Here is a 21,500-nt window from a genome sequence, read left to right on the forward strand (position 1 = left end):
GTATGTTAGTTGATCAATTAAAAAAGTTATTTAAAAATGAGCCACAAAAACCGATGCTATATCATCGTAAACATACGCTCATCCGTCCTTATACCCAACAATGCCAGCGTGGCATTATGCTGGTTGGTGTAATTTCAGATCTTAGCCTTGATTGGGGGCGTGGCTTGCAAGGTGCCAAAGAAGGACCTGCCAGTATTCGGCGTATTCTTCCTCGTACTCATTCACAAACTAAATTACCCTTCTATGATGCAGGGGATATTGAACAAAGCGTCAATGATCATAGTTTTGCCGCTGTGAGTCATAGACAACATCAATTGCTGTTGCGTAGTTTACGAGATGGTCATTTTCCCGTTGTTCTTGGCGGTGGACATGAAATTTCAATTGCCAGCTATCAAGCTTTGTCTGATTTTAGTGCTGAAGCCATTACTATTACAGAAGATCAGCAACCGCAGCTGATACCACCGCGGGTGGGGGTGATTAATTTTGATGCTCATTTTGAGCTAAGACCATCATTATCGTTGCGTTCGGGGTCTGCATTTCATGCGGCATGGTGTTATAGCAAAGATCAACAACGCAGTTTTGATTTTCTTGGTTTAGGTATTTGTGATCATGCTAATTCACAAGCGATGTTTAAACTTGCAGAAGATCTTGGCTGTCAATGGTTACTTGATCATCAAATGACAACCCGCAATAAAAAACAGGTACAGGAACAACTAGATAGTTTTATTGATAGCGTTGATTGTATTCAGTTGAGTATCGATCTTGATGTGTTTTCATCATCAATAGCCCCTGGCGCAAATATGACGCGGATGCATGGTGTAAGTTTATCCATGGTTGAATGGGCGATTAAACACATTATGGCGAGTGGCAAAGTAAAGATTGTTGATATCGCTGAGTTGAATCCTGAATATGACTACGATAATCAGACTGCAAAATTAGCCACTAAGCTCATTCAAACTATTGTTCATTTTGTATAACCTATATTTATAAATGAGTAACAACATGAAAATGCTAGTTTTATAATCACAAAGATTGTTTTTTGATGATTTTGATTAATAAGTGATATTGGATTAGCTAATGTTATAGTTTTTTAGCAAAAAGACTTTACAGCTACCGTGATGATAGGTATTATTCGCGGCATTGGAGAGATGGCTGAGCGGTTGAAAGCACTGGTCTTGAAAACCAGCATACGTTTATAGCGTATCTAGGGTTCAAATCCCTATCTCTCCGCCACATTCTAGAAATTTGATTTATCGAGTTTCACACAGAATTGGAGCGGTAGTTCAGTTGGTTAGAATACCGGCCTGTCACGCCGGGGGTCGCGGGTTCGAGTCCCGTCCGCTCCGCCAACACAACGAATCCTCGTCAGAAATGACGGGGATTTTTTGCGTCTGGAGTTTAAAAACCTAGATGCTAGATGCTAGATGCTAGATGCTATAAGTGATGACATAAATGTCAATAATCGGCCTGTCATGCTGGGGGGCGCGCTGATTTTCGGAATGGCAAGTCCCGTCCGCTTCACAACACAACGAATCCTCGTCAGAAATGTGAGGATTTTTTGCGTCTATTTTTTACAGCGAATACCCACCGGTTATTATCCGTCATCTCGGAAGAGAGGTACGAACTATCCGTGATCTATTCATTACGTATTTGAGCATTAAAGACGCCAGTGAACATGCGTTAAAACCCAACGAAAACAGTCATTCTAGGACACGTGGGAAGTAGATTCCCTATCTCGTTCGTAACCTCACTGTAGGGAATGACGGGTGGTTGTTCGTCACCTTGTTGTAGGGAATAGCGATGAATGTCGTTCGTACAATACTACAGGTAATAACGCGAGTTATTATCCGTCATCTCGGAAGAGAGGTACGAACTATCCGTGATCTATTCATCACGTGTTTGAGCATTAAAGACACCAGTGAACATGCGTTAAAACCCAACGAAAACAGTCATTCTACGACACGTGGGAAGTAGATTCCCTATCTCGTTCGTAACCTCACTGTAGGGAATGACGGGTGGTTGTTCGTCACCTTGTTGTAGGGAATGACGGGTGGTTGTTCGTCACCTTGTTGTAGGAATGACGGGGGTTGTTCGTCACCTTGCTGTCGAGAATGACACAAGGTTAGTTAATCACGAATCAAACAACTACTTATTAACCGCTAAATAGGCCCCTGCAGCAATCATAATGCTACCCGCTGTTTTGTTTAATCGTTGCTGTGCGATGGGTGTCTTAATTACTTTAGCTAATCGTGAAGCGCCATAAGCAACTAACATAATGGCTGACATCAAGGCAATGGATGACAAAACAGAAATTAGGATGATATCAGTGCTGTTTAAACGGGTTAAATCAATAAACGTCGGTAAAAAGGAAACATAGAACAAAATGACTTTAGGATTAGAGGCTGAAATCAAAAAGCCATGACCAAAACTGGCTAAAGGTGTTTGTTGTGGCTGTTGTTCAGTATCTGACTGTTGGTTTTGTGATAAAGCCGTCAACATTTTATAACCAAGGTAAATTAAATAACCTGCGCCTAAATAACGAATAATCACAAAGATTTCTGACCAATTTTCAGCAATAGTCGCTAAGCCAAAGCAGGCTAACTGTAAGTAGAGTAAATCACTACAGACCATACCTAACGCCATCATTACGCATTGACGAGGACCTTCAACCATCGCTTTAGCGAGAATAGCAAACACGCCAGGGCCAGGAGTAATTGCAAAGATGAAAATAGCACAAAAGAACGCGATTGCAGCTTCAAGTGACATGATGTCATTCCGTTAAGTAAAATTTTTCAGAATGCTATCACGTGAGCAATATTTTGCCTTTTATTTTTTATGTTTATTAATATTATTTGTAATATATTGTATTTAATGTGTTTTATATGCACTACAACTCTATAGTTATTGTCGTTAATAATGTTAATTGAATAATTAAAGTGCCATATTTTGCTTTTTAAATAGTCAAACGATAGATAAAGCATGGTCTTTTGTGACGTTTAGTTTCAGAATGTCGGGTTTATTGCATTAGCAAATGTTAAGAGCATCACTGCGTGGTTCTCTGTCTATAAGTCTTCAGAGGGAAAAGTTCTTGGATAAGCCCAAAATTATATGTGTAGAAGGTAATATCGGTGCCGGTAAATCGACATTACTCCCTCAATTAGCCGTAGCCTTAAATGCAACCGCCATTTTAGAACCAGTAGATTCTGATCCTGAATTTCAACATTTATTAGGTGAATTTACTCGTGATCCCTTTAACGTTGAGGCTCGCAGTAATTTTCAGTGCTACATCACGGCTCAGCGTGCTGAACTGTTGAATAATTTAGATCCTCAAGGTGTCTATATTATTGAGCGTTCTTTACTGAGTGATTTAGTTTTTACCCATGCTTGTATTGCCAATTACAACAGCACCGCTGAAGATATTGCCAAACACATGGCGTGCTACCAGCATTTGATCAGTCAAATCAATCAATATCCAACCATTGATTATTGTATTTATTTAAAAACAGATCCTGAAGTGGCTTATAGTCGTATGCGTCAGCGTGGACGTGCAGAGGAAATGGGATTAGATCTGGGCTATATTAGTGATATTGATGCATTTCATGATGCTGTATTACCACAAGCATGTCGTAAGATGGGAACGACGTTAATTCATATTGATTGGAATACACCACTTGCGGTTGCTGATTTATTACCACAATTGAATGCTGCTGGTTTAGATATGAACTAATGTAACGGAGTAGTGATATAACACTAGAGAGGCTACAGTTAATGATTAACTGTAGCCTTTTTTGTGATTAGCTTTTTAGCATCTGCCAATATTTTTGGTAAATATTAACTGCATCACCGACATCATCAGTAAACTCGCCATTATTGACTTGCTCGTCTGTCGGGAAAATCATCGGGTCATTTTGTAATTCAGCTGGTAAAAACTGTTTGGCTTGTTTGTTTGGTGCAGGGAAACCTAGCTCTTCAACAATTTTTGCCTGATTTTCAGGTCGCATAAAGAAATCAATAAATTTGAATGCGAGATCTTTATTTTCACTGCCTTTTGGCACAATAAAGTTATCCATCCATAAAATAGCGCCTTCGGTTGGATAGACAAACTTAAGCTCTGGCATCTCTTTTTTCGCCATAAAAGCGTTACCATTCCATTGCATACCCACCATTGCTTCTCCTGTTACATAAGGAACATGGGGTGCATCTGAATTATAAACCACGATATTTTGGCGTAACTGAAGTAATTTTTCGTAAGCTTGCTTAATCTCTGTTTCACTGGTGCTGTTTATGCTATCGCCTTGTGCGCGTAGTGCCATACCAAACACATCTCGAACATCATCAAGTAACATGACTTGTTGTTCAAAATTTTTGTTCCATAGATCATTCCAACTTGTTACCTGATCATGAGTGATCACTTCGGCATTGTAGCTGATCCCAGTTAAACCCCATACATAAGGTAAAGAGTAATCATTATTAGGATCAAAAGGTTGTTTCATTAGACCAGGATAGACGTCATTTAAGTGATGCATTTTGCTTTTATCTATCTTTGCAAGCATGCCTTCACGAGCCATTTTTTCAATAAAATATGTAGAAGCAAATGCGACATCATAACCTTTGCTATCGAGTAGCTTCAGTTTGGTGTACATCGACTCATTATTATCAAACGTAGAGTAGTTGACAGTAACATCATATTCTTTTTCAAAGGCTTTGATTACATCTGTTGGCATATATTCTGCCCAGTTGTAAACGTTAAGCACGTCATTTGCTGCCGAAACATTAAATGCTGAAAGTGCGAATGCTAGTGTGGTCACCCCTTTAAATATCTTATTCATATTATTAATTCCTAAATTGACCAGGTAAGTCAGATCTGAGCGCGGATATTAGAGATAACTTTATTTGTGTCAAAAACTATCATGTTAAATTATGAACTAGATCACAGTAATAAATCGCTTGTGAAGGCGTGAAAGTCGTGACATTATCCGCGCGATTTTTAACCTGTATTTTTTTGTGGGCAATTGGAATGTCAATCAGCAGTCAATATATCGATAGTTACTACCAAGCAACCGTGAATGCGTTACCTGAACAACCACTACTTGATCAAGCGATTGAAGCTGATGTATGTATCATTGGTGGCGGGATGACGGGGTTAAATGCCGCGATTGAATTGCGTCAAAAAGGGTTCTCGGTTGTGGTGCTTGAATCACAACGTTTAGCATGGGGTGGATCTGGTCGTAATGGCGGTCAATGTTTAGTAGGTTATTGCCTAGGGTTACGTGAAGTTGATGAAACGTACGGACCTGAGTGGGGCAAACAACTGTGGGATCTGTCTTGCGAGGCGATTGATATTGCTCGTGATCGAATTGAGAAATTCAATATTGACTGTGATTTTCAACAAGGCTATATCGAATTAGCATTGAAGAAAAGCCAAGAAACAGAGCTAAAGTCTTGGTATGACCTTAAACAGGGTCGTTATGATTATCCAAGTGCTAGCTGGTGGGATAAAGACAAGGTTCAACAAGTTGCACATACTGAACGTTATTTAGGTGGATTGTACGATTCAAACAGTGCCCACATGCACCCATTGAATTATACTTTAGGTCTAGCACAAGCAGCACTAGACTTAGGCGCGACTATTTTTGAAAATACGCCTGCGGTGAAACTTGATAAAGGCAACCCGCATATTATCCATACTCCAAAAGGTCAGGTTAAAGCGAAGCAAGTTTTATTAGCTTGTAATGCATACCTTGATGGGTTACACCGTAAAGCACAAAGTGTTGTATTACCGGTTGTGTCATACATTGGTGTTACTGAACAACTTGGTGATCGTCAACCTATCAGTAATATGATGGCAATGTCAGATTTAAATAACAGCCTTGATTATTACCGCCCAACCCCCGATGGTCGTATTCTGTTTGGTGGTGTTAATCACCCATTTAATGGTGAATACAGCGATTCAAGTGAGCGTCTACGCCAGCGAATGATCACCGTATTCCCACAGCTTGCTGATGTGAAAATGGAATATCATTGGGGTGGATTGTTTGCGGTAACGCGCTCTTACATGCCACAAATTGATCATTTAGGTAATGATATTTATGTTGCCCATGGTTACACCGGTCATGGTGTTGGATTGACCAATATTGCAGGTAAAGTGGTTGCCGAGGCTATGGCGGGTACTGCTGAACGCTTTGATGTATTTGCTAAAATTAAGCATGGTTGGATTCCAACCCCTGAAGTTTTACGTAAACCAGCACTAGCAATGGCTATCTGGAAAGCACGTTTAGAAGATTCACTAGGTAAATGATTAAAAATTATTTGCAATAAAATACAAAAAAGTAAGTTTATTTGCTATCTTGGTGGGGTTAAGAGTGAATTATTTGCTTATTTAAACCTATCTGAGAGAGCCTTATGATCGAGCGTCAAGAAACGAAAGCCCGTATGAGTCGTGTTGTTAAGTACAATGGTACCATTTATCTTTGTGGTCAAGTTTGTGCTGATGCAACCAAAGATATTACTGAGCAGACACAGACGATGCTTGATAAAGTTGAAACGCTGCTTGAACAAGCCGGCAGTGATAAACAACATATGTTATCTGCAACTATTTATATCAAAGATATGAGTCTGTTTGCCGAAATGAATGCCGTATGGGATAACTGGGTTCCTGAGGGTTATGCCCCTGCACGAGCTTGTGTTGAAGCCAGTATGGCACGTGATGTTTTATTGGTTGAAATCTCGGTGATTGCAGCTGAAAAATAAAATAAACACTTATTTGTAATTCTCAAAGGCCGACAGTTTGTCGGCTTTTTTGTGTTCAAATAAACGATAAAGTATCACAATGGTGCAAAAAACAAGCGGTTGATATTTTTAATTAAATTTTAGCTTTACAGCATCAGTTAACCTCGCTATCATGCGCGGCATTGGAGAGATGGCTGAGCGGTTGAAAGCACTGGTCTTGAAAACCAGCATACGTTTATAGCGTATCTAGGGTTCAAATCCCTATCTCTCCGCCACATTCTAGAAATTTGATTTAATCGAGTTTCATACAGAATTGGAGCGGTAGTTCAGTTGGTTAGAATACCGGCCTGTCACGCCGGGGGTCGCGGGTTCGAGTCCCGTCCGCTCCGCCAACACAACGAAGCCTCGTCAGAAATGACGAGGCTTTTTTGCGTCTGGAATTTAAAAATCTGGATTAAATGTTAGATACGATAAGTGATGGCATAAGTGTGAATAATCAGCCTGTCACGCTTGGGCGCGCGCTGATTTTCGGAATGGCAAGTCCCGTCCGCTTCACAACACAACGAAGCCTCGTCAGAAATGTGAGGATTTTTTGCGTCTATTTTATGGCTATTTTTTACAATAAATATCCGCAGGTTATGATCCGTCATCTCGGAAGGAAGGCACGAACTATCCGTGATCTATTCACCCCGTGTTTGAGCATTAAAGACAGCAATGAACATTCGCTAAAACATCAATGAGAAGAGTTACTCTACAACACGTGGAAGGTAGATTCCCTATCTCGCTCGTAACCTCGCTGTAGGGAATGACGCGGGGTTAGCTTGTCATCTAGCTGTAAGTGATGAATGTAGTTGATATAAGTTTGTCACGCTGGGGCGCGCTGATTTTCGGAATGGCAAGTCCCGTCCGCTTCACAACACAACGAATCCTCGTCAGAAATGTGAGGATTTTTTGCGTCTCTTTTATGGCTATTTTTTACAGTGAATATCCGCAGGCTATTATCCGTCATCTCGAAAGGGAGGGACGAACTATCCGTGATCTATTCACCACGTGTTTGAGCATTAAAGACAGCAATGAACATCCACTAAAACATCAATGAGCATAGTTACTCTACAATACGTGGAAGGTAGATTCCCTATCTTGCTCGTAACCTCGCTGTAGGGAATGACGCGGGATTAGCTTGTTATCTAGCTGTAAGTAATGAATGTAGTTGGTATAAGTTTGTCACGCTGGGGGGCGCGCTATTTTTGGGATTAATAATAATAATTGATATAAGCAATTAGTTGTCTTGGTATATATAAAAATCAATTAAATTTCCATACTAATGTATAAATTTTACTTATGTTATTTATTTGTTTTATCTGCTTGTAACTTATATAATGTGCAAAATTCCAAATTTATTATTAGAGTGAGTATTAAATAATATCACTTATATAGTCTAATTATGTTTTAAAGGTTTAATTGATGATTCAACGCATTATATCTTATGTATATAAAAGAACATTATATAAAGTTTATCGTTCTCATGTTAATAAGAAATTACAAGCAAGATTAAAGAATAAAAATTTCAGCCTGATCTCTAATAACTGTATCGGTGGTCTAACTTGCAGTGATTTAGCTCAACCTTTTAATTCACCTACCGTAGGTTGTTTTTTCTATTCAGATTGTTATCTGAAATTTTGTGAAAACCTTAAATACTATTTATCATTAGAATTAGAACAAGCGACAAGCTCTAAGTATATTGATTCTTATCCTTATATTTTGGGTAAGTTAGGGGATATTGAAATTCACTTTATTCATGACTCATCATTTGCCGAAGTAAAAGATAAATGGGAACGAAGAAAAAAACGCGTTGATTTTAATAACTTATTTTTTGTTATGTCTGATCGTGATATTTGTGATGAAGGCGATATTGAGCGTTTCTTACGTTTAGATGATGGTAAATCAGTGTTCTTCGGTGCTCGTAAGCGTTCTAATTTGGATAATTTTGTTCATTGTTATAATGAAAAAGATGAAATAACAACGCAATTTTTTGCGATGTATCGTGTTCATGAGAAATATTTTGATATGGTTGAATGGCTTAATAGTAAGCAGATTAAAACATATTAATCGTTAAATGAATGATACTGATTAAAGAAAACGATCTTGAATTAGTATCATTCATGAATATGCAATTAAGCGCTATGATGTTTTCTCTTACCTTCTGTTGTTAAGCGAGCATTACCATGAGAATGAACACGACGTTTTCCTTTAGTTGTTTTGATATCGCCTTTAGCCATTAGAATAATCCTTGTTAATAAATATATAAATAAGATGAAGTTATAATAAATTTATTTTTATTAAACACAAGCTAATAGGACTGCTGTTAAAATACCAACAATGTAAACATATACGGACACTTATAATATTTTATTACACAATAATTAATATATTTTTAGATATAAAGGCATCTAAATAATAAATTTGATTATTCAATTAGATTATATTGATATTTGCCCATTTCAATACTGAATATTATTTATTTTAAATTACTATAATTCTTATATAGTAAGAAATAGAGTAAAAATCACAAAATTACCACAATATTAATTATTGCTGCCAGTGAATAATCTGTTCATCATTCCAATTTTCATCAATGGTTGCGTAATCTTGTTCTAACAGGTGACGTTTTATTTTTAATGTTGGCGTTAAGATACCGTTTTCAATGCTCCAAGGCTCTTTAATCATCAATATGCCTTTGATTTTTTGATGAGATTCTAGTTCGTTATTTATTTTAACTAAAATATCGAGGAGCTTTTTTTGATAACGTTCACGATTAAGCTGCGGATAATGATGAGCAATCGCTAACAGTATAGGGGCCGACATGCCTGAACCAATTAAGCATACCATTTCAAAGTTACCGAGCTCCATGAAACGTTTTTCAATCGGAACTGGAGAAACAAACTTGCCTTTGGCGGTTTTGAAGGTGTCTTTCTTACGGCCTTGAATGGTTAAATAGCCATCATTGTCTAAATTACCAATATCACCTGTATGTAGCCATCCTTCGTTATCAAAACTTTCTTGTGTTGCCTGAGGATTATTATAATAGCCACTAAATAAGCCTTGGCTACGGACTAAAATTTCTTTATCTGCGGCAATTTTTAACTCAATACCTGGGCCTGCATTACCGACAGTACCTATTTTATCACTGCGATAAGGATGATTAAGGGTGCTGTAAGCAAATGATTCCGTCATTCCCCATGCTTCGGTAATATTGAGACCAATACTTTCATACCACTGTAATAACCCAGCCGAGACAGGTGCTGAACCACAGCCGAGGACACGCGCTTGGTCTAACCCTAACCCTTGGGCTAACTTACGTTTAATCAATGTTGATATTAAAGGAATCTTGAGCAGAATATTTAATCTATTTTGTGGCAGTTTATCTTGGATCCGTTGTTGGAATAAAGTCCATAAACGGGGTACAGAAACAAAAATAGTAGGACGATGCATTTTCACATCATCAATAAAAGTATCAAGAGATTCAGGAAAAGCGACTTGTAAGCCTGACATAATCGAAGAGCCAAAAATATAAACACGTTCAGTAATATGCGCTAACGGTAAATATGAAAATAAACGTTCATTTGCTTCTAAGCTAATATGCTCAATAATTTTTTGTGATGACCAGACAAAAGCGCCATAGGTTAGCATGGCGCCTTTAGGCATACCTGAGGTACCGGATGTATATACAATCGACATTAAATCAGTGTCATGATGTGAACACCGCTCTGAGGTTGGCAAATACTGTTCAATGAGTGTATCTAATTGAAATTGACCTGCTGGTGTGCCCGGATAAGAAAAGGCGATAGTGGGTAACTGTGGGTGGCTTGCAGTAACTTCATTGATCGCTGTTGGGCTGTCGAGTTTTCCTATAATGATTAATGTCGCGTCACTATGATCAATACAATGACTAATTGTGTCAGCCCCCGCGGTGGGGAAGATGGGTACGCTAACATAACCCCCTAGCATCATGGCTAAATCACAGATAAACCATTCAGCACAATTTTTAGAAACCAGTGCAATACGATCGCCTGGCTGAATACCTAATTGTTGGAATGCTGTTACTAAACGTTGAGCTTTATCCGCAACACTTGCATAAGTGTAATTAACAAATTCACGATTGATGATTTGCTTTAAATAAATATCGTTAGGGCGTTCATTAGCCCATTTGATGATCATGTCAGCAGGTGTTTGCAGTTGAGCCATAAGCACTCCGTCTCACAAATTAGTCATGAATTATAATGTGTTGCAGTTATGTTAAATTTAAGCTGACGTATAAGCTACCGTCAAGTGGAATTATGCTATTCGTTTGATATTTATTTGAAAAATAGGCCACTGAAAGACATTTAATCTATTGAATAGTAATAATTTAAACTGAATGTTTATCTGAATGTTGAGTAGCCAATTTACTCAATTTATGTGTATCGATATAAATTGAGTAAGGCGAGACATTAAAGGGTGCTAAGAGGTGATTAGGTGGCCATTACGCTACAATATAGCTTTTGGCTTGGGTGTGTAATTGTTGGTAGAGGTCGGTATGCCGATCTTCAACTTGGCAAATAGACAGCAAATCTTCGATAAAATACCCTACTGCTCGCCATTCAATCACAGCGATTTTTTGTTGTTGTTCAGGTAAAAGATCATCATAAATCGATGCCGCCCCAAAATCGCCCACTAAAATATTAGCATTATCGTCAACCAGAACGTTGTGTGCATAAATATCACCATGAGCAACCCCTTGTGTCTGCATATGGCTAATTACCGCGGTCATTTGTTCAACAATTGTCGCGATTGCTGCAATTGACAGTGTAAATTCAGCTGGGAATGTGTCTCGCGTACAAGTGGCTAACGATGGTGGCAAGCCGAGGTTATGATAATGGGCTGGAATTAACGCCATGATCAAGGCGAGATAATTCGGTTCATTCACTTGTGCTAATGACGCTACTAAATTGGGATGGGAACCTGTTTTTAAGCATGCATTTAGTTCATCTTGCGGGTAACCATCCGAGGTAACTTGTCCTTTAAAGACTTTAACCGCGATATTGTTATCAAGCTGATGTGGATTAGATAACCATCGTGCTAATGAAATGACCCCAGAAGCCCCTTGCCCTAATACTTGCTCTAGTTGGTAATCATTTGAAGTAACATAAGGCAGTGAATTAGTCACCTGCTGATGACGATTAAAATCATTACCAGAAAAAGCGAGCCACGCCAATTTAGGTAGATCAAGTAGTTGGTTGGGAAAGGCTGTGAGTGCATTCGCCGATAATCGTATTAACTGTAAGTTAACTAATTGATTCATAGAAAGCGGCAGTGCGGTGAGTGTATTTCCCGCTAATGCCAATTTTTGTAAATGGATGCAGTCTCCAAGCGCTTCAGGGAGGGCGGTTATTTTATTATCTGTTAAGATCAACCAGCGTAATTTTTTAGGCAGTGCGCTTGCTTCAACAGTTTTGATTTGGTTCGATTTAAAGCCGATCATTTCAAGATTAGGACACAAACCTAATACGGTGGGTAATGCTGTAAAACAGTTATTTGAAATGAAAATAATACGTAATTGGGTTAATTGACTGAAACTATCAGGCAAATGTGTTAATTGGTTATTGGTCAGATCTAACACTTCCAAGCTGTCACTCAGTGTTAGAATTTCTTCCGGAAATTGGGTCAGCTGTTCACTTAATGTCAAATGAGTGATGCCTTTAAGTTGGCCTGAGCGTAATTGTTCTAAAGTATGCAAAAGAGTCTCATTTTTAAGTTGGTATACTGTTAGGTGAGCTATTGTAAAGATTTTAGAAGGTTAGATCACGGCTACTGCGAAAGTTTATGATATTGGCATAGTGCCACTATAAAGTGATGGTTATTTAATCAAAAATTCAGGTAAACTAGCGCAATTCAAGTTGGTTATTATGTAAATTAGCGCAATATTATGCGTGTAGAAAATTGTCATGAGGGTTGTGTGCTAAAAAAAGTTATTTGTCCATTAATGCTAGTATTAACATCAACAAGTTACGTACAGGCAGAAGCGCTATATATTCCATCGTCGTTATCAACATATGCTCTCTACCCACCAACAGGTAGTCGCACGATCACTGATGTTATGAACCGTTATACGCCTTTTGTTGAGCCACGATTAAAACGATATTTTGAAAATGTTGGATTAACTTACCCTCCGAAAAACATTGCCTTATTTGCGATGAAACAAGAACACAGTGTTGAGTTGTGGGCTGAAGAAAAAGGCAAATGGTCTTACGTTAAACGTTATGCTATTCAAAAAATAAGTGGTCATACCGGGCCTAAAATGCGTGAAGGTGATAAACAAGTGCCTGAAGGTGTTTATCAAGTCTCGCTGTTAAACCCTAATAGCCGTTATCACTTATCAATGAAGCTTGATTACCCTAATGCATTTGATCGCAAATATGCGCAATTAGAAGGTCGTACATCACCCGGCAGTAATATTTTTATTCATGGTAAACAAGCTTCGGTTGGTTGTTTAGCTATGGGGGATTATGCGATTGAAGAATTGTTTTTATTAGCTGAACGTACAGGGATTGATAATATAGAAGTATTAATTAGCCCACATGATCCAAGAAAAACTAAATTGCTTGCAGCAAACACTCAGCCTTATTGGACTAAAATTTTATATCGTGATATTGAACAGCATGCGAGAAAATTTAATCGTTAATTATGTGGGTTAGCCCTAGTTAAGCGAAAAACATTTTGTAATACTACAATGAACCAATATTCTTGACGTCATTATTGAACGTCAAGGGTATTATCGTTGCATAAAATGATTAGAACAGAGTCAACGCATTATGCCCAAGCGTAGTAAAGAAGACACCGAGATCACCATTCAGACCATTATGGATGCAGTGATTGAGCAAATACTGACGTTAGGTTACGATAAAATGTCGTATACCACCTTGAGTAACCAAACGGGTATATCAAGAACCGGTATTAGCCACCACTTTCCTAAGAAGCAAGATTTTGCACATGCACTTGATGGGCGAATCTATCATCTTTTTGTTGATAAATTGGATCTAACTGGCGATTTGCAGGCATTTTCTACAAGTTGGTCTGCTGCATTAGAAGATGAAAAGTTTCGCGCTATTTTACGATTATTGTTTCACCATATTTCTTCTGCTGAAACATCACATGAATTTGCTCATCGTGGAATTGAACGTCTGTTTACACTGTGTGAGCAACGTTACGGTAAGCAGAGTATTGTCGAATTAGAGTGTTTATTAGGACGTTCATTAATTCGTTTAGCCCGTTAATTATGGCTTAAGTTTCTACCCGTAAAATTTGACTAAATATGAATAGCCCACATTATTGTGGGCTATTTTGTTTATAGAGCATAATGATATTCATGTTTATATCCCACCTATAAGTAACTAAAATAAAGTAATTATTATAGAATCTGCTAATATTTATTATTTTAGAGTATATGCTCTATATTTGTAATGACACATTGGCAAGCAAAGAGGATAAGGTTAGTAGATGAAAATGAGGCCATTGATGGTGAAGCAACTGACAATTGCACTATTGGCAATAGTACCGACAGTACATGCAGCGCCAGTGAGTTTTAATGATGCGTGGCATACTGTTGTTACCACAAATGATGGTTTAGCTGCCGATCGTGCCAGTGTTGAGCAAGCGCAATATATGCAAGATGCCGCCAAAGATTTATATTTACCTAAGGTAACGATTGGCGCTAATTACACCCGCTTAGATCATGATGTTAAAGTATCACCGTCAGATTTATTTGGCAGTATGCCTGCCTCGAATACTGATATTGGTAAAGTTATTAATAATATTGTTTCTAATTCACAATTAAATTCTGCTTTTACATCAACCATTTCTGATCGTGATGTGTTTACCAGTTCTATTCGTGCTATTTGGCCAATTTTTACGGGCGGGCGTATTAACGCAGCGCAAGATATTGCTCAAGGAAAAACCGACCAAGCCAAATACATGTTAGCAATGCAACAACAAGCAAAATTTGAAGACTTATCACGGTTTTATTTTGGGGTGGTCTTAGCTAAAAATGTATTACAAACGCGTATAGAAGTTGCAAATGGCTTAAAACGTCATTATCAAGATGCGGTTAAACTTGAGCAGCAAGGTCAAATTGCGCGAGTTGAGCGACTACAAGCGCAAGCGGCTTATGATAAAGCCAAAGTCGAACAGCAAAAATCCCTCCGCGATTTAGAAATTGCCCAAGTTGCTTTAACGCAGCTCTTAAAACAATCGACACCTGCGATGCCATCAACGGGGTTATTCATTAATAATTCACTGCCACCAATGACTGCTTTTGTGGATAAAACCTTAGCGACCTATCCGGGGTTGCATATTTTAGATGCCAAACGTAAGCAAGCCGACGGTTTAATTGATGTAGAAAAAGGCAAATATTATCCCGAGGTTTACGTTTATGGTGATTATAACCTGCATGATAGTGGTAGTTTAGCGGCAAAGATGGCGCCTGATTGGGCGGTGGGTGTCGGTGTTAGTGTGCCATTGATTGATAATTCTGGTCGTTCTGGGAAATTAAGCGCAGCGCATTCAATGGTAACGCAAGTGAACCATTTACAGGCGCAAGCTCAACAAGATCTAACCGTTCTGGTTGAAAAAACCTACCGTGAAGCGAAACAAGCATTAGAGGAATATAACGGTTTGGCGTCTAGTTTAGCACTTGCACATGAAAATAGTTTATTGCGAGAGAAAGCCTTTGGACAAGGGTTATCAACCTCACTCGATGTGGTGGATGCTGAATTGTTTTTAGCCAGTATTAAAACTCAACGTTTAGCGGCAGCTTATCAATATGTTGCTTGCTTAACGCGCCTACTTGCCATTAGTGGTGAAATGAACACATTTAAAAATTATCAGCAATATCAAGGGATCGAGGTCAAATTATAATGAGTAAGTTAAAAGCAATTGCTATAGCTGTGCCTGTCATTGCCGTGGTTGGATGGCTCGGTTATACCTTCTGGCATGCTTACCAGCCTCAACCTGAACGTATGCAAGGTCAAATTGAAGCTCAGCAATATAATATTGCCTCTAAAGTGCCTGGGCGTATTGATAAAGTATTGGTTCGCAAGGGTGATGAAGTTCAGCCTGGGCAATTGATTTTTACGATTTTAAGCCCTGAAATTGACGCTAAATTAGAACAAGCACAAGCCGGTGAACAGGCAGCGGGTGCACTAGCGCAAGAAGCAGAAAAAGGCGCACGTATTCAACAAATTGCCGCTGCAAAAGACCAATGGGGTAAAGCGAAAGCCGCTGCTGCGTTAATGCAAAAAACCTATATTAGAATTAATAACCTTTATAAAGACGGTGTATTAGCAGAACAAAAGCGTGATGAAGTGTATACCCAATGGCAAGCCGCTCAATTTACACAAAGTGCAGCTTACCAAATGTATCAAATGACAACAGAAGGTGCACGAGTAGAAACCAAACGTGCCGCACAAGAAAAAGTCAAAATGGCAGCAGGCGCAGTGGCTGAAGTACAAGCTTATGTGGCTGATACTAAGGTGAGCAGTTGGCATAAAGGTGAAGTGTCACAAGTCTTATTACATGATGGAGAATTAGCGCCACAAGGATTCCCTGTGGTCAATATCATTGATATTAGTGATGCATGGGCGGTGTTTAATGTTCGTGAAGATAAATTAAAAGATTACCAAGAAGGCAAAACCTTTAAGGTTACGATCCCTGCTTTAGGCAATCAAAGCTACCAATTTAAAGTCACTCATGTGGCTGTCATGGGGGATTTCGCAACATGGCGTGCAACTGACACCGCCAAAGGTTTCGATATGCGAACGTTTGAAGTTGAAGCTCGTCCAACTCAACCTATTAATGGGTTACGAGTTGGCATGAGTGTTATTGTTGAGTAATGCTATGGTTGTCTATTCAGCAATAAAAAACGAGTGGCGTACTCTTTGGCAAGATAAATGGTTACGGGCGCTGGTGGTGTGGTTACCTGCATTGTTGTTTCTGACGATGTGGGCGATTTTTGCGGCTGGTATTGCGCGTAATTTGCCTGTTGGTGTGGTTGATCTTGATCATAGCCAAATGTCGCGCCAATTAACGCGTTATATTGATGCCAGTCCAAGTATGGCTGTCACTCGCCAATTTACCGATGATCACTCTGCCAGTGCAGCAATGCGCGCCAATGATATCTATGCCATGGTGGTGATCCCTGATAACTACGAAAAAGACGTTAAGCTCGGTGAAGCGCCACAAATTACCATGTTCTATAATGGCCAATTTATCTTAATTGGTAAGGTTATTAGCGCGGCAATGCTCCAGGTGGAAGGCACCTATAATGCAGGGGTTGAGGCGTTCAGGAATATGAGTTCAGGTACGACGGTACGACAACAAGCATTAGGTCAAGCTGTGCCTATTCGCGCCCAAATAACGCCATTATTTAATAGTAATAGTCATTATGGTCAATTCTTGGTCTCAGCAATTATCCCCTCTATTTGGCAAATTTTAATTGTAGCAACCACAGTATTAGCGTTGGTACATGAAGCGCGTGGTCAAGGTTTATGGCAATGGTTAGCACAAACACCTTGTCAAAAATTACTGGGTAAACTGCTCGCATATTCTGGTTTGTTTTTGATTCAGGGGGTGTTGTTTTTATGGTGGATGTACGTTGCGCTTGATTGGCCGATGCATGGTCAATGGGGAATATTGATTGCCGCTCAAATATTGATGGTGTTTGCCTGTCAAAGCATGGGTAGCCTGATTTATTTTATAGCAATGGAAGCACCACGGGCAATGAGTTTTGTTGCGGCTTATACCGCACCTGCATTTGCCTTTATGGGGATCACGTTCCCTGCTACAGATATGCCTATTATTGCCAAGATGTGGCGCGGGTTATTGCCTGTCAGTCATTATATTGAAGTGCAATTACAGCAAGTCGATTATGGTAGTGGTTGGTATCAAGCATCACATCAACTGTTAGTATTAAGCAGTTTTATGTGCGCCTTATTACTGGCGATGGGATTAATGTTAGTGCGTCGTAATAAAGCATTAACGAAAATATCGGCACAACAGGGAGATCATCATGAGTTGGAGTGATTTATTTAAGCATGAATTAAAAGCCATCTTTAGTAACTTTTCATTGTTGTTTACTGTTTTTGGTGGAGTGGTCTTTTATTCATTTTTATACCCATTACCTTATCTTAATGAATTACCACGAGAACAACGGGTAGCAGTGGTTAACCTTGATCATAGCCAAATGAGTCGTGAGTTAATTAGGATGGCCGATGCCACACCACAAGTTGATATTACTGAACATCTTGGCAGTATTCATGCGGCTAAAGTTGCGTTAGAAGATCGGCAAGTGGATGGTATTTTAGTGATTCCAGAGCATTTTTATCGTGATGTGATGATGGGAACCAGTCCAACATTGGCTTATGCCGGTAATGCCGCGCTATTTTTGGTTTACGGTACGGTGGTTGAAGGCTTAAATGATGCGGGTAATGCATTAGCCGTTAAAGCAAAAATACATCGAATGATGTTGACCGGTGATGGCGCAGAAGAAGCAGCACAGCATGTGACAGCCATGAAACTTAATATGCGACCCGTATTTAATGTCACTATGGGGTATATTAATTATGTGGTGCCTGCGGTCTTTGTGTTGATCCTACATCAGACCTTATTAATTGGGGTTGGTATGTTGGGCGCAGCAGAAAATGAGGCACGTGCCGCGGGTAAAACGGGTTATTGGGCACAATATCCTATTTGGATGGTGATGACGGTACGGACGGTCTTATTTACCCTAATCTATTTACCGTTAGTGATGTATTACTTCGGGTTTACTTATGTCCACTATGGCGTTAATAGGCTCGCATCGATCCATGATTTGATCATGATGACGATTCCGTTTTTATTGGCGGTTATCATGTTAGGTATGGTACTTGGACAATTATTACCACGCTGTGAATTAGTAACGCTAGTGGTATTGTTAAGCTCATTACCTTTGGTGTTCAGTGCTGGATTTATTTGGCCTTCTTCTGCAATACCTGTAGTGATTAATGATATTGCTCAATTGGCACCTTCTACTGCTGCGATCAATGGTTTCCTCGGGCTTAATCAGCTTGGAGCGAGTTTTGCACAAGAGATTAATCGCTGGGGGCAGTTGTGGTTACAGTTTATTGGTTTCGCTGCAATCAGTTATTGGTTAATGTATCGAGCGCGAAAATAAAACAATAACACCAATAAAAAGAGCATATTAATGCTCTTTTTTTTGCATTTAAATGTACGCTGTTTTATATTGGGCGTCGTTGGGTGAATAAGATGTGGCAAATGTTAAATTAATAGCCACACTTAATAAGTAAAGTTACGTTCAAACTAGTAGGAGGTTGTCTTGAGTCATAAATCAATAGCGAATAAAAAAGTAATGGTCGCGGTGGCGATGATGTTGTCATTTGGCGTCGCAGGTTGTGCTCAGAATCCTTATGGTGATGCTTACAATGTTGGCGAAGCTCGAACAATGCAAACGGTTTTGACAGGGACAATTACTAAACTTGATGCTGTAACAATGAGCTCTGATGGTGAAAGCACGATTGGTACGCTTGCTGGTGCTGCTATTGGTGGTATTTTAGGGTCGAAAATTGGTGGTGGTTCAGGCTCTGATATTGCCGCAATTGGTGGTGCACTTGCTGGTGGTGCGTTAGGTAATAGTGCTGGTGGTGCTGTTGGTAAACGTCAAGGGGTTAATATTGTTATTAAGCTTGATAGCGGTCGTACCGTCGCCGTGGTACAGCAGGTTGATCCTAACATGATCTTCCGTGTGGGTCAGCGTGTTGATATGTATCAGCAAGGAAACACGACGCGTGTTGTACCGGCTAATTAAACCGATATAGTGACCAATAAAGAAGGCAGTCAATACTGCCTTTTTTATTAACTGTATTTTGGGGAATAAGAGTAACGTTTATTTTTTGTTTAAATAAAAACGGCTATGTTGATTAAGTGGGCGTATTTTGTTTCTTATTTGCTGTTTAAGCGGCGTTTATTAACGTAAATAAGAGTTGTTTTTAGCAAACTATTATTCTGCCAGTAAACAATTGATGATCATGAGATGCTGTTATTTTATAAAAACAAGCTTATTGTTCTGGTATTTTATATTTTTATAGTTATTTGTCTGGTCTGATAAGTACATGTATCTTAGCTGCAAATGAATATTCCAAAGTATAAAAAATGAGCGAATAATTAATTTGTAACTAATTGTGTCAAAGAGTACGCTGTGCGCTTTCTAAAAAACCTCTTTGAACGACCCATATTTGATGAATAATTCTAAACTAGACGCGACTTATAAACGCCTTCGTTGGCAGATAATTATTACGACTTTCTTGACCTATACTGTGATGTATATCTCAAGAAAAGCATTTGCTGCTGCTGCGCCATTATTAATGAAAGATCTAGGCATGACCATGGTTCAGTTTGGTTTGGCCTCATCAATTTATTATATTTTATATGGCCTTTCAAAATTCAGTTCTGGCCTTCTTGCCGATAGAATTAATCCGCGTTTATTTTTAGCACCAGTGTTAGTTGTGATTGCGATTATTAACGTTGGGATTGGTATGACCAACAGCGTTACGATGTTGCTAGTGCTCTATTGCTCAACAGCTATTGTCCAAGGTTGTGGTTTTCCACCAATCGCTAAAGCAATCAGTCAATGGTACTCAAAATCAGAGCGTGGTGGTTGGTATTCATTATGGAATACATCCCACAATGTTGGTGGTGCATTAGCACCATTAATTGCTTCTGCCGTTATTGCTTACACGGGTAACTGGCGTTACGCATTTTATGTACCAGCAGCTATTACTGCAGTACAAGCTGTTATTGCGGCTATCTTGATGCGCGGCAAACCTGAAAATTACGGTTTACCCAATGTTGGTGAATGGCGTAATGATACTAAGCAGCTAGAGATTAATAAGCGCTCTGAAACTGGTTTATCAATGTGGGTAATGTTCCAACGCTATATTTTGACTAACCCTATTATTTGGTTAGCGATTGGCGGTGACTTATGTATTTATGTAATTCGTACTGTTTCAAGTGATTGGGTAAGCGTTTACTTCGTTGATGTACTACATTGGGACTTAGTTCGTTCTAACTCATTAGTCGCTTGGTTTGAGGCGGGCGGTATTTTAGGCGGTCTGACATCGGGTATTATTTCTGATAAGTTCTTTGGTGCCGATCGTTGGAAAACAATTTTAATTTACTGCTTTGTGTTAATTGGCGGCATGGTTTGCGTTGCTATCACTATCCATATGAGCTACTTACTTGTTGCGTTAGGTTTCTTTATCATTGGTGCTGGTATTTACGCGCCACAAATGCTGTTTGCATTAGGTATCATCGAAGCATCGCATGCTGATGGTGCGGGTGCTGCCACAGGTCTTAAAGGTGGTGTGACTTACATTGGTGCAGCACTTGCCGGTGCGCCAATTGCAATGATTGAAACTGCATATTCTTGGAATGGTGTATTTATATTACTGGCTGCCATTGCTGTTACTTTAGTTATTTTGACCTGCGTTATTATTCGTGTTGACAGTAAGCGTCTTCCAATGTAGTTCATTGATATTATAGCTAATAAAAAGCGACCATTATGGTTAATGCCGTTCACTTAAGGTGAACGGCTTTTTTCTTTTTAGCGTACCGCTGAGGTCTCGGCTTTACTGTTCGGGGGAATGTTCTTTCCCTTCGCCCCTCTAATATTAAGCTTTCAGCGA

Annotated in this window: 18 protein-coding genes and 4 tRNA genes; 17 read left to right on the plus strand and 5 right to left on the minus strand. The window is 39.2% G+C overall.

Going from position 1 to position 21,500, the window contains the following annotated elements; translation table 11 throughout:
* Window positions 1–2: 2 nt before the first annotated feature.
* The 3 genes from BTO21_RS17080 (at window position 3) to BTO21_RS17090 (ending at window position 1,349) form a co-directional block, all read left to right on the plus strand.
* A complete protein-coding gene (locus BTO21_RS17080) occupies window positions 3–977 on the plus strand; it encodes a formimidoylglutamase (protein ID WP_065192346.1) in 975 nt (324 codons plus the stop codon).
* 165 nt (window positions 978–1,142) lie between these two features.
* Window positions 1,143–1,233, plus strand: a tRNA-Ser gene (locus BTO21_RS17085).
* A gap of 39 nt (window positions 1,234–1,272) precedes the next feature.
* A tRNA-Asp gene (locus tag BTO21_RS17090) sits at window positions 1,273–1,349 on the plus strand.
* Window positions 1,350–2,145: 796 nt separating this feature from the next.
* Here BTO21_RS17090 and BTO21_RS17095 read toward each other — a convergent pair.
* Window positions 2,146–2,766: a LysE family translocator gene (locus BTO21_RS17095; protein WP_045032824.1), complete on the minus strand. Its 621-nt coding sequence runs from the start codon at window positions 2,764–2,766 to the stop codon at window positions 2,146–2,148.
* A 322-nt stretch (window positions 2,767–3,088) separates the two neighbouring features.
* Between BTO21_RS17095 and BTO21_RS17100 the strand changes: the two genes are divergently transcribed.
* Window positions 3,089–3,727 (plus strand): deoxynucleoside kinase, encoded by a 639-nt coding sequence (locus BTO21_RS17100; protein WP_045032826.1) that lies wholly within the window; start codon window positions 3,089–3,091, stop codon window positions 3,725–3,727.
* 67 nt (window positions 3,728–3,794) lie between these two features.
* Here BTO21_RS17100 and BTO21_RS17105 read toward each other — a convergent pair whose 3' ends face one another.
* The gene (locus tag BTO21_RS17105; RefSeq protein ID WP_045032828.1) at window positions 3,795–4,829 is read right to left on the minus strand and encodes an ABC transporter substrate-binding protein; all 1,035 of its coding nucleotides are present in this window, start codon (window positions 4,827–4,829) and stop codon (window positions 3,795–3,797) included.
* Between the two features lie 188 nt (window positions 4,830–5,017).
* On the opposite strand from BTO21_RS17105, the gene BTO21_RS17110 reads away from it, so the two are divergent.
* From BTO21_RS17110 to BTO21_RS17130, 5 genes are all read left to right on the plus strand, one after another.
* Window positions 5,018–6,298, plus strand: coding sequence for an NAD(P)/FAD-dependent oxidoreductase (locus BTO21_RS17110; protein WP_045032832.1), 1,281 nt, complete (start codon window positions 5,018–5,020; stop codon window positions 6,296–6,298).
* 104 nt (window positions 6,299–6,402) lie between these two features.
* Window positions 6,403–6,750, plus strand: coding sequence for a RidA family protein (locus BTO21_RS17115; protein ID WP_045032830.1), 348 nt, complete (start codon window positions 6,403–6,405; stop codon window positions 6,748–6,750).
* 163 nt (window positions 6,751–6,913) lie between these two features.
* Window positions 6,914–7,004: transfer RNA gene (locus tag BTO21_RS17120), tRNA-Ser, on the plus strand.
* A gap of 40 nt (window positions 7,005–7,044) precedes the next feature.
* Window positions 7,045–7,121: transfer RNA gene (locus tag BTO21_RS17125), tRNA-Asp, on the plus strand.
* A 1,072-nt stretch (window positions 7,122–8,193) separates the two neighbouring features.
* Entirely contained in the window at window positions 8,194–8,838 is a 645-nt protein-coding gene (locus tag BTO21_RS17130) for a DUF1919 domain-containing protein (protein ID WP_065192348.1), read from the plus strand.
* Window positions 8,839–8,903: 65 nt separating this feature from the next.
* Here BTO21_RS17130 and BTO21_RS17135 read toward each other — a convergent pair whose 3' ends face one another.
* The 3 genes from BTO21_RS17135 to BTO21_RS17145 all read right to left on the minus strand — a co-directional run bounded on the left by BTO21_RS17135 (window position 8,904) and on the right by BTO21_RS17145 (window position 12,505).
* Entirely contained in the window at window positions 8,904–9,008 is a 105-nt protein-coding gene (locus tag BTO21_RS17135; protein WP_065194346.1) for a 30S ribosomal protein THX, read from the minus strand.
* A 310-nt stretch (window positions 9,009–9,318) separates the two neighbouring features.
* Window positions 9,319–10,974: an AMP-binding protein gene (locus tag BTO21_RS17140; protein ID WP_105026931.1), complete on the minus strand. Its 1,656-nt coding sequence runs from the start codon at window positions 10,972–10,974 to the stop codon at window positions 9,319–9,321.
* 277 nt (window positions 10,975–11,251) lie between these two features.
* Entirely contained in the window at window positions 11,252–12,505 is a 1,254-nt protein-coding gene (locus BTO21_RS17145; RefSeq protein ID WP_045032694.1) for a protein kinase, read from the minus strand.
* Between the two features lie 219 nt (window positions 12,506–12,724).
* On the opposite strand from BTO21_RS17145, the gene BTO21_RS17150 reads away from it, so the two are divergent.
* The 8 genes from BTO21_RS17150 (at window position 12,725) to BTO21_RS17185 (ending at window position 21,341) form a co-directional block, all read left to right on the plus strand.
* A complete protein-coding gene (locus tag BTO21_RS17150) occupies window positions 12,725–13,450 on the plus strand; it encodes a L,D-transpeptidase family protein (RefSeq protein ID WP_045032705.1) in 726 nt (241 codons plus the stop codon).
* Window positions 13,451–13,580: 130 nt separating this feature from the next.
* On the plus strand, window positions 13,581–14,042 hold the full coding sequence (locus tag BTO21_RS17155; RefSeq protein ID WP_045032695.1) for a TetR family transcriptional regulator: 462 nt from the start codon (window positions 13,581–13,583) through the stop codon (window positions 14,040–14,042).
* Between the two features lie 223 nt (window positions 14,043–14,265).
* Window positions 14,266–15,681 (plus strand): TolC family protein, encoded by a 1,416-nt coding sequence (locus tag BTO21_RS17160; RefSeq protein WP_045032697.1) that lies wholly within the window; start codon window positions 14,266–14,268, stop codon window positions 15,679–15,681.
* Window positions 15,681–16,655, plus strand: coding sequence for an HlyD family secretion protein (locus BTO21_RS17165; RefSeq protein ID WP_045032699.1), 975 nt, complete (start codon window positions 15,681–15,683; stop codon window positions 16,653–16,655). The genes BTO21_RS17160 and BTO21_RS17165 overlap by 1 nt, the downstream gene beginning before the upstream one ends.
* A gap of 4 nt (window positions 16,656–16,659) precedes the next feature.
* On the plus strand, window positions 16,660–17,844 hold the full coding sequence (locus BTO21_RS17170; protein WP_045032707.1) for an ABC transporter permease: 1,185 nt from the start codon (window positions 16,660–16,662) through the stop codon (window positions 17,842–17,844).
* Window positions 17,831–18,973 (plus strand): ABC transporter permease, encoded by a 1,143-nt coding sequence (locus tag BTO21_RS17175; protein WP_045032701.1) that lies wholly within the window; start codon window positions 17,831–17,833, stop codon window positions 18,971–18,973. The genes BTO21_RS17170 and BTO21_RS17175 overlap by 14 nt, the downstream gene beginning before the upstream one ends.
* Window positions 18,974–19,168: 195 nt before the next feature.
* Window positions 19,169–19,624, plus strand: coding sequence for an outer membrane lipoprotein (locus BTO21_RS17180; RefSeq protein ID WP_045032709.1), 456 nt, complete (start codon window positions 19,169–19,171; stop codon window positions 19,622–19,624).
* Between the two features lie 430 nt (window positions 19,625–20,054).
* Window positions 20,055–21,341: an MFS transporter gene (locus BTO21_RS17185; RefSeq protein ID WP_045032703.1), complete on the plus strand. Its 1,287-nt coding sequence runs from the start codon at window positions 20,055–20,057 to the stop codon at window positions 21,339–21,341.
* The last annotated feature ends 159 nt before the right edge of the window (window positions 21,342–21,500 follow it).

It is taken from the genome of Photobacterium phosphoreum (genome assembly GCF_002954725.1).
Taxonomy (GTDB): Bacteria; Pseudomonadota; Gammaproteobacteria; order Enterobacterales; family Vibrionaceae; genus Photobacterium; species Photobacterium phosphoreum.

Bases quoted from the DNA above. Each gene is read 5' to 3' on its own strand.
- BTO21_RS17080 (WP_065192346.1), top strand. From the start codon at position 3: ATGTTAGTTGATCAATTAAAAAAGTTATTTAAAAATGAGCCACAAAAA.
- BTO21_RS17095 (WP_045032824.1), bottom strand. From the start codon at position 2,766: ATGTCACTTGAAGCTGCAATCGCGTTCTTTTGTGCTATTTTCATCTTT.
- BTO21_RS17105 (WP_045032828.1), bottom strand. From the start codon at position 4,829: ATGAATAAGATATTTAAAGGGGTGACCACACTAGCATTCGCACTTTCA.
- BTO21_RS17110 (WP_045032832.1), top strand. From the start codon at position 5,018: ATGTCAATCAGCAGTCAATATATCGATAGTTACTACCAAGCAACCGTG.
- BTO21_RS17115 (WP_045032830.1), top strand. From the start codon at position 6,403: ATGATCGAGCGTCAAGAAACGAAAGCCCGTATGAGTCGTGTTGTTAAG.
- BTO21_RS17130 (WP_065192348.1), top strand. From the start codon at position 8,194: ATGATTCAACGCATTATATCTTATGTATATAAAAGAACATTATATAAA.
- BTO21_RS17135 (WP_065194346.1), bottom strand. From the start codon at position 9,008: ATGGCTAAAGGCGATATCAAAACAACTAAAGGAAAACGTCGTGTTCAT.
- BTO21_RS17140 (WP_105026931.1), bottom strand. From the start codon at position 10,974: ATGGCTCAACTGCAAACACCTGCTGACATGATCATCAAATGGGCTAAT.
- BTO21_RS17155 (WP_045032695.1), top strand. From the start codon at position 13,581: ATGCCCAAGCGTAGTAAAGAAGACACCGAGATCACCATTCAGACCATT.
- BTO21_RS17160 (WP_045032697.1), top strand. From the start codon at position 14,266: ATGAAAATGAGGCCATTGATGGTGAAGCAACTGACAATTGCACTATTG.
- BTO21_RS17165 (WP_045032699.1), top strand. From the start codon at position 15,681: ATGAGTAAGTTAAAAGCAATTGCTATAGCTGTGCCTGTCATTGCCGTG.
- BTO21_RS17170 (WP_045032707.1), top strand. From the start codon at position 16,660: ATGGTTGTCTATTCAGCAATAAAAAACGAGTGGCGTACTCTTTGGCAA.
- BTO21_RS17175 (WP_045032701.1), top strand. From the start codon at position 17,831: ATGAGTTGGAGTGATTTATTTAAGCATGAATTAAAAGCCATCTTTAGT.
- BTO21_RS17180 (WP_045032709.1), top strand. From the start codon at position 19,169: ATGGTCGCGGTGGCGATGATGTTGTCATTTGGCGTCGCAGGTTGTGCT.
- BTO21_RS17185 (WP_045032703.1), top strand. From the start codon at position 20,055: ATGAATAATTCTAAACTAGACGCGACTTATAAACGCCTTCGTTGGCAG.